This is a genomic window from Aliivibrio sp. S4MY1 (genome assembly GCF_028765545.1).
Taxonomy (GTDB): Bacteria; Pseudomonadota; Gammaproteobacteria; order Enterobacterales; family Vibrionaceae; genus Aliivibrio.
In genome coordinates this window covers 355,712-371,945 of the sequence record NZ_JARACP010000001.1, presented here as the reverse complement: position 1 = coordinate 371,945, position 16,234 = coordinate 355,712, and the positions used below count along the sequence as shown (strand labels likewise).

Sequence of the window (16,234 nt, the reverse complement as noted above, 5' to 3'; positions counted from 1 at the left end):
AGTAACTAACCTTATAGAGGCTTAATTAAAAAAACGGATGACGAGAGGAAATGGATATGAGTATTTTTGACCACTATCAAGCCCGTTATGAAGCGGCAAAAGATGAAGAGATTTCACTGCAAGATTTCTTGTCCCTATGTAGTAATGACAAAAGTGCTTATGCCAATGCAGCAGAGAGACTCCTTATGGCTATTGGCGAACCTGAAGTCATAGACACTGCACTTGATCCTCAGCTTAGTCGTATTTTTTCTAACCGAGTTATTTCTCGCTATGAAACCTTTAAAGACTTCTACGGGATGGAAGAGCCAATTGAACAAATTGTTTCTTATCTTAAGCATGCCGCGCAAGGTCTTGAAGAGCGCAAACAAGTGCTCTACCTATTAGGACCCGTAGGTGGCGGTAAGTCTTCACTTGCTGAAAAATTAAAAAGCCTAATGCAAAAATTACCTATTTATGTATTAAGTGCCAATGGAGAACGAAGCCCTGTTAACGATCACCCTTTCTGTTTGTTTGATGTAACAGAAGATGGTGAATTACTAAAAAAAGAATACGGCATCGAGCCTCGCAACCTACGTTCGATTATGTCTCCATGGGCAGCAAAAAGATTACATGAATTTGGTGGAGACATAACCAAATTTAAAGTCATTAAAGTACATCCATCAATTCTCGACCAAATAGGGATAGCAAAAACAGAACCGGGGGATGAGAACAATCAAGATATCTCCTCTCTTGTTGGTAAAGTAGATATTCGTCAATTAGAGCATTTTGCCCAAGATGATCCTGACGCTTATAGTTATTCAGGATCCCTATGTAAAGCCAACCAAGGCTTAATGGAATTTGTAGAGATGTTTAAAGCACCAATCAAAGTGCTTCATCCTCTACTAACAGCAACCCAAGAAGGTAACTTCAACGGTACAGAAGGATTATCCGCTCTGCCTTTTGACGGCATGATTTTAGCCCACTCGAATGAATCAGAATGGCAAACGTTCAGAAATAACAAAAACAATGAAGCCTTTTTAGATAGGGTTTACATCGTAAAAGTCCCTTATTGTTTACGTGTATCTGAAGAAATGAAAATCTATCAAAAGCTATTGGAACACAGTGAGCTATCCCATGCGCCTTGCTCACCAAGCACTTTGGATATTTTAGCTCAGTTCTCAATACTGTCTCGTCTCAAAGATCCCGAAAACTCTTCACTGTTCTCTAAAATGCGCGTTTATGATGGTGAAACCTTAAAAGACACCGATCCAAAAGCCAAAAGCTATCAAGAATATCGTGACTTTGCTGGAGTTGATGAAGGAATGTCTGGGCTTTCAACACGATTTGCCTTTAAGATCCTTTCGCGTGTATTTAACTTCGACCAAACCGAAGTCGCAGCAAACCCCGTTCATCTGTTTTATGTTATTGAACAACAAATTGAACGAGAGCAATTTGCTCAAGATATTGCTGATAAATACACAGAGTTCGTTAAAAGTTTCTTAGTCCCTAAATACGTAGAGTTTATTGGTAAAGAGATTCAAACCGCTTACCTAGAGTCTTACTCTGAGTACGGACAAAACATTTTTGACCGTTATGTCACCTATGCCGATTTTTGGATTCAAGACCAAGAATATCGAGATCCTGAAACGGGACAACTGTTTGACCGTTCAGCCCTCAATGATGAGCTAGAAAAAATTGAAAAAACAGCAGGAATAAGCAACCCGAAAGATTTTAGGAATGAAATCGTCAACTTTGTACTTCGTGCTAAAGCCAATAATAATGGACAAAATCCAACCTGGACAAGCTACGAAAAACTGCGTGTCGTTATCGAGAAGAAAATGTTCTCAAACACCGAGGATTTACTTCCTGTCATCTCCTTTAATGGAAAAACCTCCACTGACGATCAGAAAAAACACGATGACTTCGTGGCTCGTATGATGGAAAAAGGCTACACCAAAAAACAAGTCCGTCTATTAGCTGAGTGGTATTTACGAGTTCGAAAATCGTCATAATTAATATAACAGGACGTTGCAGCCCATCATCTCTATGGGCTGAATCAGTAACATTTTGACTAAGTTGATGTCTATATAAATAGGTTAAGACTTAATTGAGGTGGTATGAATTAGGAGGGCAATATTATGGCTCAATTTATTGACCGAAGGTTAAATGGCAAAAAGAAAAGCACCGTCAATAGACAGCGTTTTATTCGTCGCCACAAAGACCAAATTAAACGTGCGGTTTCCGATGCTGTAAATCAACGTTCAGTAACCAATACTGAAAGCGGTGAAAGCATTTCGATCCCTAAAGGGGATATTTCTGAGCCAGTTTTTCATCAAGGGCAAGGAGGCATTCGTGAACGAGTTCTTCCTGGTAATGATCAATTTATTAAAGGCGACAAAATTGAACGACCACAAGGAGGTAATGGTGGAGGTGCAGGCGCTGGAGATGCTAGTGCGGATGGCGAAGGTGAGGATGAATTTAGTTTTCAGATCTCAAAAGATGAGTACTTAGACATTCTATTTGAAGAGCTTGAATTACCTAATCTTGAGAAAAATCAAGTTCAAAAAATAACTGAATGGGAAACACACCGAGCAGGTTATCAAACCGCTGGGGTTCCTTCTAATATCGATATTGTTCGTTCATTACAGCAATCTCTTGCTCGACGTACTGCGATGACCGCAGGAAAAAAAAGACTGCTAAATGAATTAGAGCAAGAGCTAGACAACATTAAAACCAGCGAGCCTAGCCGCCCACTTGCTATTCGAAAAATGCAGGAAGAAATAGAGGCCTTACGGGAGAAGATCAAACACGTTCCCTATATCGACTCTTTTGATTTACGTTATAAAAACTACGAAAGAACACCCATACCATCAAGCCAAGCTGTGATGTTTTGTTTAATGGATGTCTCAGGCTCAATGGATCAAGCAACCAAAGACATCGCAAAACGTTTCTATGTACTCCTTTATCTGTTCCTTACCCGTACTTATGAAAATGTAGAAGTGGTTTTTATACGCCATCACACCCAAGCAAAAGAAGTTAATGAGCATGACTTTTTTTACTCTCAAGAAACGGGCGGAACCATGGTTTCAAGCGCACTTAGACTAATGAAAGAAATTGTTGCTGAGCGCTTCCCAAATAACGAATGGAACATCTATGCCGCTCAAGCGTCAGATGGCGATAACTGGGCCGATGACTCACCAAAATGTAAAGAACTACTGACTGCTTCTATTTTACCTACCTGTCAGTACTACTCTTATATTGAGATCACCAAACGTCATCATCAAACTCTCTGGACCGAGTACGAAAAAGTAACACAAGGGTTCGATAACTTCGCCATGAAAAACATTCGTTCAATTGAAGATATCTATCCAATATTTAGAGAGCTGTTTCAAAAACAACTGGCTTAGGAGGCGAAAATGAAAAGGACAACGAAGCTACCTGATGGGCCAGATTGGACCTTTCAAATGCTAGAACAATATCATGTAGAGATTAAACGTGTAGCTGAGCATTATCGCTTGGATACCTATCCAAACCAAATTGAGATCATTACTGCCGAGCAAATGATGGATGCTTATTCTAGTGTCGGTATGCCGATTAACTACCACCACTGGTCTTTTGGTAAAAAATTCATTCAAACAGAACAAAACTACAAACATGGCCAGATGGGATTAGCCTATGAAATAGTGATCAACTCATCCCCCTGCATCGCTTATTTAATGGAAGAAAATACCATCACAATGCAAGCCTTAGTCATGGCTCACGCCTGTTATGGCCATAATTCTTTTTTTAAAGGCAACTACCTTTTTCAAACATGGACAGATGCGAGTTCCATTGTCGATTATTTACTTTTTGCTCAACAATATCTCACTAAATGCGAAGAAAAGTATGGGGTTGATGAAGTCGAAAAGATCCTCGATTCTTGTCACGCTTTGATGAATTATGGAGTCGATAGATACAAGCGCCCAGAAAAAATCTCAATTGCAGAAGAAAAAATTCGCCAAGAAGACAGAGAAGCCTATCTTCAATCTCAAGTAAATGACCTATGGCGAACCGTACCAAAAGCCAAAGAAGAAAGCACTGAAGAGAAGAGCCGCTTCCCTTCTGAACCACAAGAAAACATTCTTTATTTTATTGAAAAACACGCGCCTCTTCTGGAATCATGGCAACGAGAAGTGGTTCGTATTATTCGAAAGATAAGTCAATATTTTTACCCACAAAAACAAACACAAGTCATGAATGAGGGCTGGGCAACGTTTTGGCACTATACGATTCTTAACCATCTTTATGATGAAGGCTTAGTATCTGAAAAGTTTATTCTCGAGTTCTTACACAGCCATACCAATGTCGTCGCTCAACCTAGCTATAACAGCCCTTATTACAATGGTATCAACCCTTACGCTCTTGGTTTTGCTATGTTCCAGGACATTCGTCGAATTTGTGAAGAACCTACCGATGAAGACAAAGAATGGTTTCCTGATTTAGCAGGTAGTGATTGGCTTGATGCAGTCCACTTTGCAATGCATAACTTCAAAGATGAGAGCTTTATTAGCCAATATTTATCTCCTAAACTCATACGTGAATTTAAGTTATTTTCTATTTTAGATAATGATAAAAATAAACATATTGAGGTTAATGCGATTCACGATGAAACTGGTTATCGTGAAATAAGAGAGAAGTTAGCAGCTCAATATAACTTAAGTAATCTTGAACCCAATATTCAGGTGTGGAATGTTGATATTCGTGGGGATAGATCGTTAATTCTTCGTCATATTCCACATAACCGGATCCCTTTAGATAAAGGCCATGAAGAAGTAATGAAGCACCTTCACCGTCTATGGGGGTTTGACGTTGTTCTAGAAGAGGTTATTTCATTTAATCGGGCAGAAATTATCTCCTCTTGCCCAAAACGTAATTATTACAATACCAGTATTTAATACCAATCGTAGTAAATAGCTGATCGCCCTAGCGGTTAAATAGAAAAAGCCTTGAGGTATCACTACCTCAAGGCTTTATTTTATCTACCGACTATTTATATGTAATCGATGAATTATAGTGATGCTAATGCTGTATTTAATGTAGCACTTGGACGCATTTCTTTCGCTGCTAGTTCAACAACAGGTTGGAAGTAACCTCCCACATCCCCTGCTACGCCTTGCGCTGCATTTAACTCATCAACAATCTTAGTTTCATTAGACGTTAAGGTTTCAGCTAATGATCCAAAGTAAGCTTGAAGCTCTGCATCTTTGGTTTGTGCTGCAAGTTCTTGAGCCCAGTACATTGCAAGATAAAAGTGACTACCACGGTTATCTAGCTCACCTACACGACGTGATGGCGATTTATTTGTTTCAAGGAATTTAGACGTTGCGGCATCTAATGTGTCTGCAAGGATTTGTGCTTTTGCATTACCTGTTGTCACACTTAAATGCTCAAATGAAGCAGCAAGTGCTAAGAACTCACCTAAAGAATCCCAACGTAAATGGTTTTCTTTTTCGAACTGTTGTACGTGTTTTGGAGCTGAACCGCCCGCACCCGTTTCAAACAGACCACCACCATTCATAAGAGGGACAATAGACAGCATTTTCGCTGATGTACCAAGCTCTAAAATTGGGAATAAATCCGTTAGATAATCACGTAACACATTACCTGTTACTGAGATCGTATCTTCACCTTTAATGATTCGCGCTAATGTATATTCTGTTGCTTCTACAGGTGAAAGAATTTGAATATCAAGACCTGCTGTATCGTGATCAGCAAGATAGGTATTTACCTTCTTAATCAGCTCTGCATCATGAGCACGGTTTGCATCAAGCCAGAAAATAGCAGGAGTACCAGTTGCACGAGCACGGTTTACTGCTAATTTAACCCAATCTTGAATTGGTGCGTCTTTTGCCTGACACATACGCCAGATATCGCCTTCACCCACTGAATGCTCAATCAAGGCGTTACCAGCACCATCAATCACTCGTACCGTTCCTGCTTGAGGAAGAATGAAGGTCTTATCATGAGAGCCATATTCTTCTGCTTTTTGAGCCATCAAGCCTACGTTTGGCACAGAACCCATCGTTGTTGGGTCAAACGCACCATTGGCTTTACAGAATTCAATCACTGATTGATAAACACCTGCATAACAACGATCTGGGATCATCGCTTTCGTATCTTTAAGCTGACCATCTGGTCCCCACATACGACCAGAAGTACGTAGTGCCGCAGGCATAGAAGCATCAATAATCACATCACTTGGTACATGGAGGTTAGTGATACCACGATCTGAATCAACCATTGCAAGCTCTGGTTGGTACTCATAAACCGCGGCTAAATCCGCTTCAATCGCTGCTTTTTCTGCTTCTGGCAGTGAGGCGATTTTAGAGTAAACATCACCAATACCATTGTTTGCATCAACGCCTAATTTTTCAAAAGTCGCTGCGTGTTTTTCAAATACGTCTTTGTAGAACACTTTTACAGCGTGACCAAAGATCACAGGATCCGATACTTTCATCATGGTGGCTTTCATGTGCAGAGAAAGTAACACATCTTCTTCTTTGGCTTTTTTTGTCTCTGCTTCAAAGAATTCAACCAAGGCTTTCTTACTCAAACAAGAGCCATCAATGATCTCCTTATCTTTCAGTGCTAAGCCTTCTTTAAGAACGGTGATATCGCCATTTTCAGCCACAAATTCAATACTTACATTCGTTGCACCATCAATCGTTACTGATTGTTCACTTGAGTAAAAATCGCCTTCACTCATGCTTGCAACGTGTGACTTAGAATCAGCAGACCAAGCCCCCATTGAATGCGGGTTATTGCGAGCGTATTGCTTAACTGCACCAGGCGCACGGCGGTCAGAGTTACCTTCACGTAATACCGGGTTTACTGCCGAGCCTTTAATTTTATCGTAAACCGCTTTAACGGCTTTTTCTTCATCTGTTTTTGCTTCTTCTGGGTAGTTAGGCAGAGCATAGCCTTTTGCTTGAAGCTCTTTAATTACCGCATGAAGTTGAGGAATTGATGCACTGATATTTGGAAGTTTAATGATATTTGCTTCTGGTGTTTTTGCTAATTCACCCAGTTCCGCAAGTGCATCACCAATGCGTTGCTCTTCTGTAAGATACTCTGGAAAGTTTGCAATAACACGGCCCGCAAGTGAAATATCGCGAGTATCAACATCAATATCTGATGATGCTGCAAATGCTTGAATAATTGGAAGAAGTGAATGCGTCGCCAGTGCTGGCGCTTCATCAGTGATGGTGTAGATAATCGTAGATTTTTGCGTTGTCATTTAATTTCCCTATTTAATCCACAAAACCCATAACAAAACGTATAATAGGCTTTGTAATTTACCGACTTTATTTTTATTAGTCTCTTGTTTCACGCGCGTACTATAGCGAAAAGCGGCGAACTTTAAAACTAAACGCCACAAAAGCTTTACAATTTTGCAAGGTAGTTAACATGACATTCAAGCGTTCCCCTAATTGGAAAAAACCAGCCTTTAAGAAAAAAACGGCTCAAAAACCACGCCCTGCACCAAAAGATCGTAAAGTCCTTATCTTTAATAAACCTTTTGATGTATTGAGTCAATTTACTGATGACCAACATCGCCAAACGCTCGCAGATTTTATTTCAGTAAAAGATGTTTATGCTGCTGGTCGCCTTGATCGCGATAGCGAAGGTTTATTAATCTTGACCAATGATGGTGTCCTACAAGCGCGATTAACTCAGCCAGAATCTAAATCACCAAAAACCTATTGGGTACAAGTTGAAGGCGCTCCTACTGAAGAAGATTTAGAGAAACTTCGCCAAGGTGTAGAGCTAAAAGATGGTATGACACTGCCAGCAAAAGTGGAAGTAATGGCAGAGCCTGACGTATGGGAACGCAACCCTCCTGTTCGATTTCGAGCGGCCATTCCAACCACGTGGATTGCGATAACGATTATTGAAGGCCGTAATCGCCAAGTGCGCCGCATGACAGCACATATTGGTTTTCCTACATTGCGTTTAATTCGCTACTCAATGGGCGATTGGACCATTAAAGATGTAGAGCATGGGACATGGAAAGAAGTATCACTTTAAAAACAATCGGTTAATATGTAATAAAATCGTTAATTTATGCTACCTGTTTGGTGCTTTTTAAATTAGACTGATTACATCAATTATAAAAATAAAGGCATCATTATGAATACTATGATTAAAGCAGTAGGGATTGCTAGCGTACTCCTGTTAAGTGCTTGCGCTCCAGCTGACAGAGCCGACATTAACTCTACAGAATTAACTAATGAGCACTATAAAAACCAAGAAAAACAACAACAAAACTGTATGTTAACCGGTGAAATCGGGTGTGCTGATTAACGTATTACCTTATACAAAAAGGCCTGATAGCTTCAACACTATCAGGCTTTTTTTATTTCAACACCAAAGACAATTACAGCCCTTTAATATTGAGATTACTCATCACCCATAAAGCTCATATCAGGTAATGATTCTAGATTTTCTTTATAACGCTTTTGATTAAACTCTGCGCCATTCTTCATTACATCAAACACTTCAATAGCAAGTGCACACGCCATCATTTCAATCGCTTCTTCACGCGGATTACCCGTCATCACTAGACGCATTAATGTTTCTTTTACCGCGATTGGGCTACCATCTTCAATTTGATTTTTTACAGTTTCAATCAGTGTTTCTTCGGTCATGAAATCGTCTTGTTGATCTGTCATCTTACTTCTCGCTTAATAATTTCGCCTACTATGCCATAAATGCAAAGTAAAGAGACGTAAATTATTTAGCATTGAACATTTTCTTGCCTGTTTTATCTCTATCTGACCAAAAATTGATATTGAATTGAGCATCATCACTTAACTCGATGCGATGCCAATACTGCGGTGGACTTGTAGCAAACTGCCCAGCATTAATAACCACTTTAATTTCAGGCTCTGTTGCTTCTGCATTGGCAAAGCCATAATAAGTGACGACACCTTCCATTACACATAACTGGCCAAACACCTCGGCAGCCGTATTATGATGAGTGAGTAATGCATCTGGCACATTATCTTTTGTAAAAAATGGGGTAGAACGTTGAATTGTCCAATTTTTTGGAATACGTAAATGGCTCATAATAATTTCTCCAAATAATTTATTCTTGTCATTTTTTTTATTGATGATTACCAATAATTTTCAGAACTAAACTGCCCTAATTTACGACGAAGATGTTTGTTAAAACCTAACTCTTTTAGTGCATCAGATGTATCTTTAACCATGTTAGGGTTGCCGCAGAGGTACAAGAAACTATGCGCTTTACTAAGCTGACATTGGGCTCGGATCTCGATTTCTCTGTTGAGCAATAAAGTCGGGATTCGTCCACATAAAGTTCTGGTGACATGTTCTCTAGAAACAATTGGTACATAATGAAACCTCTTGTTATATCTATTAAATAGTTGTTGGATTCTCTCTTGATAAATCAACTCAGATTGCGTTCTTACTGCATGAACTAACACAATATTTTTAAATTGTTCTTCCAATAACGGCGTTTCCAATATAGAGATAAAGGGCCCTATTGCCGTTCCTGTCGATAATAACCATAAATCCTCTACACCTTGAGGTAACTCACCAATAGTCATAAACCCTGAAGCTTCTTTACCAACAAAAATTTCATCTCCAGAATTAAGCGCTTTAAGGCGAGGAGATAACTCCCCGCTTTCATCCGCAATGATCAGAAATTCCATCTGTTGGTGCCCTTCCGTCTGCTTTGGGTTGTTTACTATGGAATAAGCTCTTCTTACCCAATCACCATGCCCATCAGGTAGTGCTAATTTAGTGAATTGTCCCGCTTGATAAGCACTAATTGGCGCTTCGACAAATAAACTGAATAAACGCTCAGTCCAGTCATAACGACGAAGGACAACCCCTTTAATTAATCCATGTGGAATTTCTGTCATAGCTCACCTCTCATTATTTCGTATTATGTATCTCTCTAAATAAAGGAAATGCGTTCTTAACTAATTCATTGGTTACCACAAATCCAGTTAACTGATTATTGGCATTGTAAGCTTTAGCACATAGCCCTTGCGCATCAATATCAACAGCCCAACGTTCAATGTCGACTGATGTATTACCCGCAAGCTGTATTGGATAATGGGGAGTTTTCACCTTCACCATCATATTTGGTAATTCAAGTATCGTCTCATTTCCTAATAAGGTTTTTGCCAACGCATTCGCACTTAATAAGATAGGTTGTAGGTAGGCCATTACCTTGCCTTCTATTTCGGCACAGTCACCTAATGCATAGACATTATTTGCTGACGTTTGCAGTATTGAGTCAACAATAATCCCTCGATTAACCATAATATTCGCCTCTCTTGCTAGGTTCGTATTTGGTTTTAGGCCAGCAGCTGATATCACACAATCCACTAAGTACGATTGACCATTCGTTGTTGTTACTCGATACCCATTATCTTGTTTATTAATCGCTTGCACGCAGTCCGACAAAGTAACGGTAACCCCTTTTTCTCTGCATGCTTTTTCAAGTGGCAGTGAAATAAAATCAGGGATCATATTGGCCAGTAAATGGCTGTTTGGTTCAACCAAGGTCACCATTTTTCCTGCATTTGCTAAATCCATTGCGAGCTCTGTACCTATTAAACCACCACCAACAACAAGTACTTTTTTAGACTCCAATACTTTTTGTTGAATACCAGCAAACTCTTTTAGGCTATTTAATGTCAGAATATCTTCACACCCATCACCGTGAAAAGGTGGAATAAACGTTTGAGACCCTGTCGCTAATACCAATTTTCCATAAGCATATTGCTCACCATTTGCAATAATGGCTTGATTCTCAGTATCTATCGACTCAACCAAAGTGTGCCTATGTAGAATGACGTTGTATTGCTCAGCAAAATCCCCTCCAGATAATGTAACTACCTCCTCTGGATTTTGCTGTTTTGAAAATACGTGGCTCAAATCTGGCTTGTTATAGTCATCACCACTGTCATTCGTAAACACATGAATTGAGCAATCACTGTTAGTTCGACGAATGGTTTTAATTAATTGGTAAGAGGCAAAACCGCTACCAATAATAACGATAGGTAAACTCATCATTTATCCTCCAACTACTTAATTTCAACAAATACGTCTTTACCAAGATGACACTCAGGGCATAAGAAATAATCAGGTACTTCTTCCCAAGGCGTATTAGGCTCTACGCCTTGATTTGGCTCACCAAGAGCAGGATCGTATACCCAGTTACATACTGTACATAACATGCACTGTGTAGCGCTGCTTTCTCCGGTAGCTCCGACTTCTGTATTGTTTGCTACTAATTCAACAGCAGGTTCAATCATGACGACTGGCTCTTGGGCTGTTACTTCTTTAGCCACCGTTGGTTCAATGACTTTTGTTGTTTGTTCTTTTTTTTCTACATTAATAGTATTAAACGTGGTGGTTAGTGGTTTTAGTGCCCACTGTTTTGCAATAAATTGCCCATGCTCTCGACATAACTGCATTGCTTTACCATCTGGACGCCATTTCGCTTTTAGACCCACCGCGGTTTCAAAGCCAGCATCAGTTAAGCGAGAATGAATTCGATCAACAGCGCCACCATTCCAACCGTAACTGCCAAATGCACCTGCTTTTTTCGCTCTAAATCGAAGGCCTGTAATTTCTTCTAACATGCCCGCAATTTTAGGCATCATCACGTTATTCATGGTTGATGAGCCAACGAGGATCCCTTTTGAACGGAACACACTGGTTAAAATGTCATTCTTATCTTGGCGAGAAACATTGAATACTTTGACCGAAACAGCAGGGTCAATATCATGAATACCTTGAGCAATCGCATCAGCCATCATTCGAGTGTTGTTTGACATAGAATCGTAGAAAATAGTAATACGATCTTCTTGATAATTATCAGCCCACTCTAAATATTGATGAATGATTTGAGTTGGATTATCTCTCCATACACAACCGTGAGAAGTTGCGATCATATCGACAGGTAAATTGAAGCTTAATACTTCTTTAATTTTAGCGGTAACCAGAGCACTAAATGGCGTAAGAATATTGGCGTAGTAACGTAAACATTGATCCATCAATTCCGTTTGATCTACTTCGTCATTAAACAAACGCTCATCACAATAGTGTTGACCAAATGCATCATTACTAAACAAAATTGCATCACCGGTTAAGTACGTCATCATGCTGTCTGGCCAGTGCAGCATCGGCGCTTCTACAAAAATCAATTGCTTGCCATTACCTATATCTAACGCATCGCCCGTTTTAATTGGATTAAAATTCCATTCAGGGTGATGATGGTGACCAACAATTGAATCAATCGCGTTTTCAGTGCAATAAATTGGCGTTCCAGGGATCTTTTCCATTAACGCAGAAAGCGCACCTGCGTGATCTTCTTCTGCATGGTTAATTACGATGTAATCAATGCTAGCAAGATCAATTTCCATTTCTAAATTCTGAATAAACTGGTGGCTAAAACGATGGTCCACCGTATCAATAAGTACTGTTTTTTCTTCTTGGATAAGATAACTGTTATAGCTTGTGCCTTTGGTCATTTTAAATTCAGTACCATGGAAGTAAGACACTTCCCAATCACGTTGGCCAACCCAGTTAACATTATTTTTAATATGAATAGTCATTGTTTTTTCTCATTTAATTATTAGCGTTACTACTCATACTGCATTGCGCATGCCAACTTTTATCTCATTGTTTTATAAAACCTTTAATGTAGAACAGTAAAAACAAATGTCATAATGACAGTTATTTACTTTTGTTAAAATGACAGTACAATTGTCAAATTAACAATATTTATGATAATGAGTGTTCAATGAAAAACATGAAAGAAGAATGGGCTCAAATTGCATTAGATTTAACGTCAGGACTAGACAGCAAAGATCGTTTTGAACGCTTATTATCAACCATTCGAAATGCGTTAAAATGCGACGCTTCAGCTTTACTCTTATTTAAAAACCAATACTTCTCACCACTTGCAACCAACGGCCTGGACAGTGATGTGATTGGACGTCGTTTTGCCATTTCACAACATCCTCGTTTAGAAGCCATAGCACGAGCTGGGGATATTGTTCGCTTTCCTTCAGACAGTGATTTACCCGACCCTTATGATGGGTTAATAAAAAATAAAAAAGAACTCCTCCACGTACACTCTTGTATTGGTCTCCCTTTATTAATTAATGAACGATTGATTGGTGCGGTAACTATTGATGCATTCGATCCCGACCAATTTAATAGTTTTACCAATAAAGAACTTAGGATCATTAGCGCCTTAGCAGCAACCAGTCTGAACACCGCTTTACTGATGGAAAAATTAGAAAATCAATCTTCAGGGGGATCAACTGGATCATCCTTTGAAAACGCGCAGCAGAACAATGTTGAGATGATTGGTGAATCAAAAGCGATGAAAGAGTTAAAAGCCAATATCAAAGCCGTCGCCAATACCGAGCTATCCGTTTTAATCACAGGAGAAACAGGGGTTGGTAAAGAGTTAGTGGCGAGTGCTTTACATGAGCAATCTTCAAGAGCAAATCAAAGCTTAGTGTATTTAAACTGCGCCGCTTTACCGGAATCGGTCTCGGAAAGTGAGCTATTTGGCCATGTAAAAGGGGCGTTTACAGGAGCTATTAGTAACCGTAAAGGCAAATTTGAATCGGCCGATAATGGCACGCTATTTCTAGATGAAATAGGCGAATTATCATTAGCTCTACAAGCTAAACTACTCCGAGTTTTGCAATATGGTGATATTCAGCGTATTGGTGATGACAACCACATCAAGGTAAATACTCGAATTATTGCAGCAACCAATAAAACCTTAAGTGAAGAAGTCAAAGAAGGCAATTTTAGAGCTGATTTATACCATAGGCTAAGTGTCTTCCCTATTTTTGTGCCACCACTGCGAGACCGAGAAAATGACATTACCTTACTCGTTGGCTACTTTGCTGAAAAAAGTCGTGTAAAACTAAGAGCATCAAGCATACGCATTACTCCAGAAGCCATTCGAGTACTTAATACATACCCTTGGCCTGGTAATATTCGAGAGTTAGAGCATGTAATAAGCCGAGCTGCGGTACTTTCTAGAGCACAAAGTATTGATTCAGATTTAACTCTCTCTACATGGCATTTTTCAATTCAAAAAGAAGCGATTAGTAACGAGCCAATACATCAAGTAACAAAAGATACGCTTTTAGAATGCCCCCAAGGGCTACGTATCGCAACAGATGAATTTCAAGCTAAATTAATTCAACAAGCCTATAAAGAAAATAAACAAAATTGGGCAGCAACAGCAAGAGCATTACAAGTTGATACTGGAAATTTACATCGTTTAGCAAAACGATTAAAACTGAAAGAATAAAGCTCGAAATTTATCTGTTTTTCGCAGATATAATTATGTGATTTTACTCTCGGATCTGTCACGAGCATATTCTTTCTGTTAGAATCTGCCTCAAGTTTTATTAGTGGTGTTAAAGAATGTCAGACAACAGCCAAAAGAAAGTCATCGTCGGTATGTCCGGTGGTGTGGATTCTTCAGTATCAGCCTATCTACTTCAGCAACAAGGATACCAAGTTGAAGGTCTTTTCATGAAAAACTGGGAAGAAGATGACAACGAGGAATATTGTACAGCAGCCGAAGATTTAGCCGATGCACAAGCGGTGTGTGACAAATTAGGTATCCACCTTCACACCATTAATTTTGCATCTGAATATTGGGACAACGTTTTTGAATATTTCTTAGAGGAATACAAAGCGGGTCGTACGCCAAACCCTGATATTCTATGTAACAAAGAAATCAAATTTAAAGCTTTCTTAGAGTTTGCTGATGAAGTACTTGATGCTGATTTCATTGCAATGGGTCACTACGTTCGTCGTACCTTCCCAACAGCAGAAGAAATCGCAAATGGTGTTAAACCACAAATGCTACGTGGTTTGGATTCAAACAAAGATCAAAGCTACTTTTTATACACATTAAGCTCTGAGCAAGTTGCTCGCAGCCTATTCCCTGTTGGTGAACTAGAAAAACCAGAAGTACGCCGCATTGCTGAAGAGCAAGATTTGATCACAGCGAAGAAAAAAGACTCTACAGGTATCTGCTTTATTGGTGAGCGTAAATTCACTGAATTCTTAGGTAAATACCTACCAGCACAACCAGGTAATATCGAAACCCCTGAAGGCAAAGTGATTGGTCAGCACCAAGGTTTGATGTATCACACTTTAGGTCAACGTAAAGGTCTACACATTGGCGGCACCAAAGGCGGCGGCGGTAATGAAGACCCATGGTTTGTTGGTGAGAAAGATTTAAAACGTAACGTGTTAATTGCCGTTCAAGGTAAAGATCACCCATTACTGAAATCTCAAGGCCTACTAGCGTCTCAACTTCACTGGGTTGATCGCGAAGTAATTAAAGCGCCATTGAGCTGCACAGTAAAAACACGTTACCGTCAAACCGATATCCCTTGTACTATCATCCCTGTTGATGATGAAAACATTAAAGTGATTTTTGACGAACCGCAAATTGCAGTGACTCCTGGTCAATCTGCTGTTTTCTACTTAGGCGAAGTGTGTCTAGGTGGCGGTATTATTGAAGAGCGTATTTAAGGAGCTAATACGTGGCGAATACTTTATTTGACAGAACCATTGCATTTGCAGGCATCTGCCAAGCAGCAAGCCTAGTACAAAAAATGGCGAAAGATGGGCACTGTGATCAAGCTGCGTTTGATACTGCTATTCAATCTATTTTAGAAACCAACCCAAGTAATACGCTAGCCGTATACGGCAATGAAGCTAACTTGCGCGTTGGTTTAGAATGTCTGGTTCAAGACTTTGACAATACCCCATCAGGCAGTGAGTTAACTCGCTACCTGATCAGCTTAATGGCGCTAGAGCGCAAACTTGCTGGCCACCGCGATGGCATGAGCAAGCTTGGCGAACGCATTAGCACCATTGAGCGTCAACTTGAACATTTTGATATTCATGACGAACAAATGCTAAGCAACATTGCCAGCATTTACTTAGATGTGATCAGCCCAATGGGACCTCGCATTCAAGTCACTGGCACACCGTCGATTTTACAACAACCAATGACACAACATAAGGTTCGAGCATTATTACTTTCTGGTATTCGCTCAGCCGTATTATGGCGTCAAACGGGGGGCAAACGCCGCCACTTAATTTTTGGTCGTAAAAAGATGGTTGAGCAAGCAAAAATAATTTTAGCTCGAATTTAAAATTAAAGCCTGTTTATAAT

At 39.7% G+C, this 16,234-nt stretch carries 14 protein-coding genes; 8 read left to right on the top strand and 6 right to left on the bottom strand.

What is annotated here, in order from left to right; all coding sequences use genetic code 11:
• The first annotated feature begins 56 nt into the window (after nt 1-56).
• The 3 genes from PVK71_RS01850 (at nt 57) to PVK71_RS01840 (ending at nt 4,913) form a co-directional block, all read left to right on the top strand.
• Nucleotides 57-1,991: a PrkA family serine protein kinase gene (locus PVK71_RS01850; RefSeq protein ID WP_274417249.1), complete on the top strand. Its 1,935-nt coding sequence runs from the start codon at nt 57-59 to the stop codon at nt 1,989-1,991.
• 126 nt (nt 1,992-2,117) lie between these two features.
• Nucleotides 2,118-3,386, top strand: a complete 1,269-nt coding sequence (locus tag PVK71_RS01845; RefSeq protein ID WP_274417250.1) for a YeaH/YhbH family protein — start codon at nt 2,118-2,120, stop codon at nt 3,384-3,386.
• Between the two features lie 9 nt (nt 3,387-3,395).
• A complete protein-coding gene (locus PVK71_RS01840) occupies nt 3,396-4,913 on the top strand; it encodes a SpoVR family protein (RefSeq protein ID WP_274417251.1) in 1,518 nt (505 codons plus the stop codon).
• 113 nt (nt 4,914-5,026) lie between these two features.
• On the opposite strand, the gene PVK71_RS01835 is transcribed toward PVK71_RS01840, so the two are convergent.
• Nucleotides 5,027-7,255 carry an NADP-dependent isocitrate dehydrogenase gene (locus PVK71_RS01835; protein ID WP_274417253.1) on the bottom strand — a complete coding sequence of 743 codons (2,229 nt, stop codon included), beginning with the start codon at nt 7,253-7,255 and terminating at the stop codon, nt 5,027-5,029.
• Nucleotides 7,256-7,425: 170 nt separating this feature from the next.
• On the opposite strand from PVK71_RS01835, the gene PVK71_RS01830 reads away from it, so the two are divergent.
• Both PVK71_RS01830 and PVK71_RS01825 read left to right on the top strand, forming a co-directional pair.
• Complete coding sequence (locus PVK71_RS01830; RefSeq protein ID WP_130049184.1) at nt 7,426-8,046, top strand: pseudouridine synthase; 621 nt, start codon at nt 7,426-7,428, stop codon at nt 8,044-8,046.
• A 102-nt stretch (nt 8,047-8,148) separates the two neighbouring features.
• Nucleotides 8,149-8,322, top strand: coding sequence for a hypothetical protein (locus PVK71_RS01825; RefSeq protein ID WP_054776060.1), 174 nt, complete (start codon nt 8,149-8,151; stop codon nt 8,320-8,322).
• Between the two features lie 95 nt (nt 8,323-8,417).
• Here PVK71_RS01825 and PVK71_RS01820 read toward each other — a convergent pair whose 3' ends face one another.
• The 5 genes from PVK71_RS01820 to norV all read right to left on the bottom strand — a co-directional run bounded on the left by PVK71_RS01820 (nt 8,418) and on the right by norV (nt 12,617).
• A complete protein-coding gene (locus PVK71_RS01820) occupies nt 8,418-8,690 on the bottom strand; it encodes a hypothetical protein (protein WP_065595803.1) in 273 nt (90 codons plus the stop codon).
• A gap of 61 nt (nt 8,691-8,751) precedes the next feature.
• On the bottom strand, nt 8,752-9,087 hold the full coding sequence (locus PVK71_RS01815; RefSeq protein ID WP_274417255.1) for a DUF1971 domain-containing protein: 336 nt from the start codon (nt 9,085-9,087) through the stop codon (nt 8,752-8,754).
• A 47-nt stretch (nt 9,088-9,134) separates the two neighbouring features.
• Nucleotides 9,135-9,908 carry a ferredoxin--NADP reductase gene (locus tag PVK71_RS01810; RefSeq protein ID WP_274417256.1) on the bottom strand — a complete coding sequence of 258 codons (774 nt, stop codon included), beginning with the start codon at nt 9,906-9,908 and terminating at the stop codon, nt 9,135-9,137.
• Nucleotides 9,909-9,921: 13 nt separating this feature from the next.
• Nucleotides 9,922-11,067, bottom strand: coding sequence for an NADH:flavorubredoxin reductase NorW (gene norW, locus PVK71_RS01805; protein WP_274417552.1), 1,146 nt, complete (start codon nt 11,065-11,067; stop codon nt 9,922-9,924).
• A 14-nt stretch (nt 11,068-11,081) separates the two neighbouring features.
• Nucleotides 11,082-12,617 carry an anaerobic nitric oxide reductase flavorubredoxin gene (gene norV, locus PVK71_RS01800; RefSeq protein ID WP_274417258.1) on the bottom strand — a complete coding sequence of 512 codons (1,536 nt, stop codon included), beginning with the start codon at nt 12,615-12,617 and terminating at the stop codon, nt 11,082-11,084.
• 188 nt (nt 12,618-12,805) lie between these two features.
• Here norV and norR point away from each other — a divergent pair, with 188 nt between their 5' ends.
• The 3 genes from norR to hflD all read left to right on the top strand — a co-directional run bounded on the left by norR (nt 12,806) and on the right by hflD (nt 16,214).
• Nucleotides 12,806-14,344 (top strand): nitric oxide reductase transcriptional regulator NorR, encoded by a 1,539-nt coding sequence (gene norR, locus PVK71_RS01795; RefSeq protein WP_274417259.1) that lies wholly within the window; start codon nt 12,806-12,808, stop codon nt 14,342-14,344.
• A gap of 116 nt (nt 14,345-14,460) precedes the next feature.
• Nucleotides 14,461-15,585, top strand: coding sequence for a tRNA 2-thiouridine(34) synthase MnmA (gene mnmA / locus PVK71_RS01790; RefSeq protein ID WP_130044209.1), 1,125 nt, complete (start codon nt 14,461-14,463; stop codon nt 15,583-15,585).
• 11 nt (nt 15,586-15,596) lie between these two features.
• On the top strand, nt 15,597-16,214 hold the full coding sequence (gene hflD, locus PVK71_RS01785; RefSeq protein WP_130044208.1) for a high frequency lysogenization protein HflD: 618 nt from the start codon (nt 15,597-15,599) through the stop codon (nt 16,212-16,214).
• Nucleotides 16,215-16,234 lie beyond the last annotated feature (20 nt).

Coding starts and splice junctions, on each gene's coding strand:
- PVK71_RS01825 (WP_054776060.1), top strand. CDS start 8,149: ATGAATACTATGATTAAAGCAGTAGGGATTGCTAGCGTACTCCTGTTA.
- norR (WP_274417259.1), top strand. CDS start 12,806: ATGAAAAACATGAAAGAAGAATGGGCTCAAATTGCATTAGATTTAACG.
- PVK71_RS01845 (WP_274417250.1), top strand. CDS start 2,118: ATGGCTCAATTTATTGACCGAAGGTTAAATGGCAAAAAGAAAAGCACC.
- PVK71_RS01810 (WP_274417256.1), bottom strand. CDS start 9,908: ATGACAGAAATTCCACATGGATTAATTAAAGGGGTTGTCCTTCGTCGT.
- PVK71_RS01850 (WP_274417249.1), top strand. CDS start 57: ATGAGTATTTTTGACCACTATCAAGCCCGTTATGAAGCGGCAAAAGAT.
- PVK71_RS01835 (WP_274417253.1), bottom strand. CDS start 7,255: ATGACAACGCAAAAATCTACGATTATCTACACCATCACTGATGAAGCG.
- PVK71_RS01840 (WP_274417251.1), top strand. CDS start 3,396: ATGAAAAGGACAACGAAGCTACCTGATGGGCCAGATTGGACCTTTCAA.
- PVK71_RS01830 (WP_130049184.1), top strand. CDS start 7,426: ATGACATTCAAGCGTTCCCCTAATTGGAAAAAACCAGCCTTTAAGAAA.
- norW (WP_274417552.1), bottom strand. CDS start 11,067: ATGAGTTTACCTATCGTTATTATTGGTAGCGGTTTTGCCTCTTACCAA.
- PVK71_RS01815 (WP_274417255.1), bottom strand. CDS start 9,087: ATGAGCCATTTACGTATTCCAAAAAATTGGACAATTCAACGTTCTACC.
- mnmA (WP_130044209.1), top strand. CDS start 14,461: ATGTCAGACAACAGCCAAAAGAAAGTCATCGTCGGTATGTCCGGTGGT.
- PVK71_RS01820 (WP_065595803.1), bottom strand. CDS start 8,690: ATGACAGATCAACAAGACGATTTCATGACCGAAGAAACACTGATTGAA.
- norV (WP_274417258.1), bottom strand. CDS start 12,617: ATGACTATTCATATTAAAAATAATGTTAACTGGGTTGGCCAACGTGAT.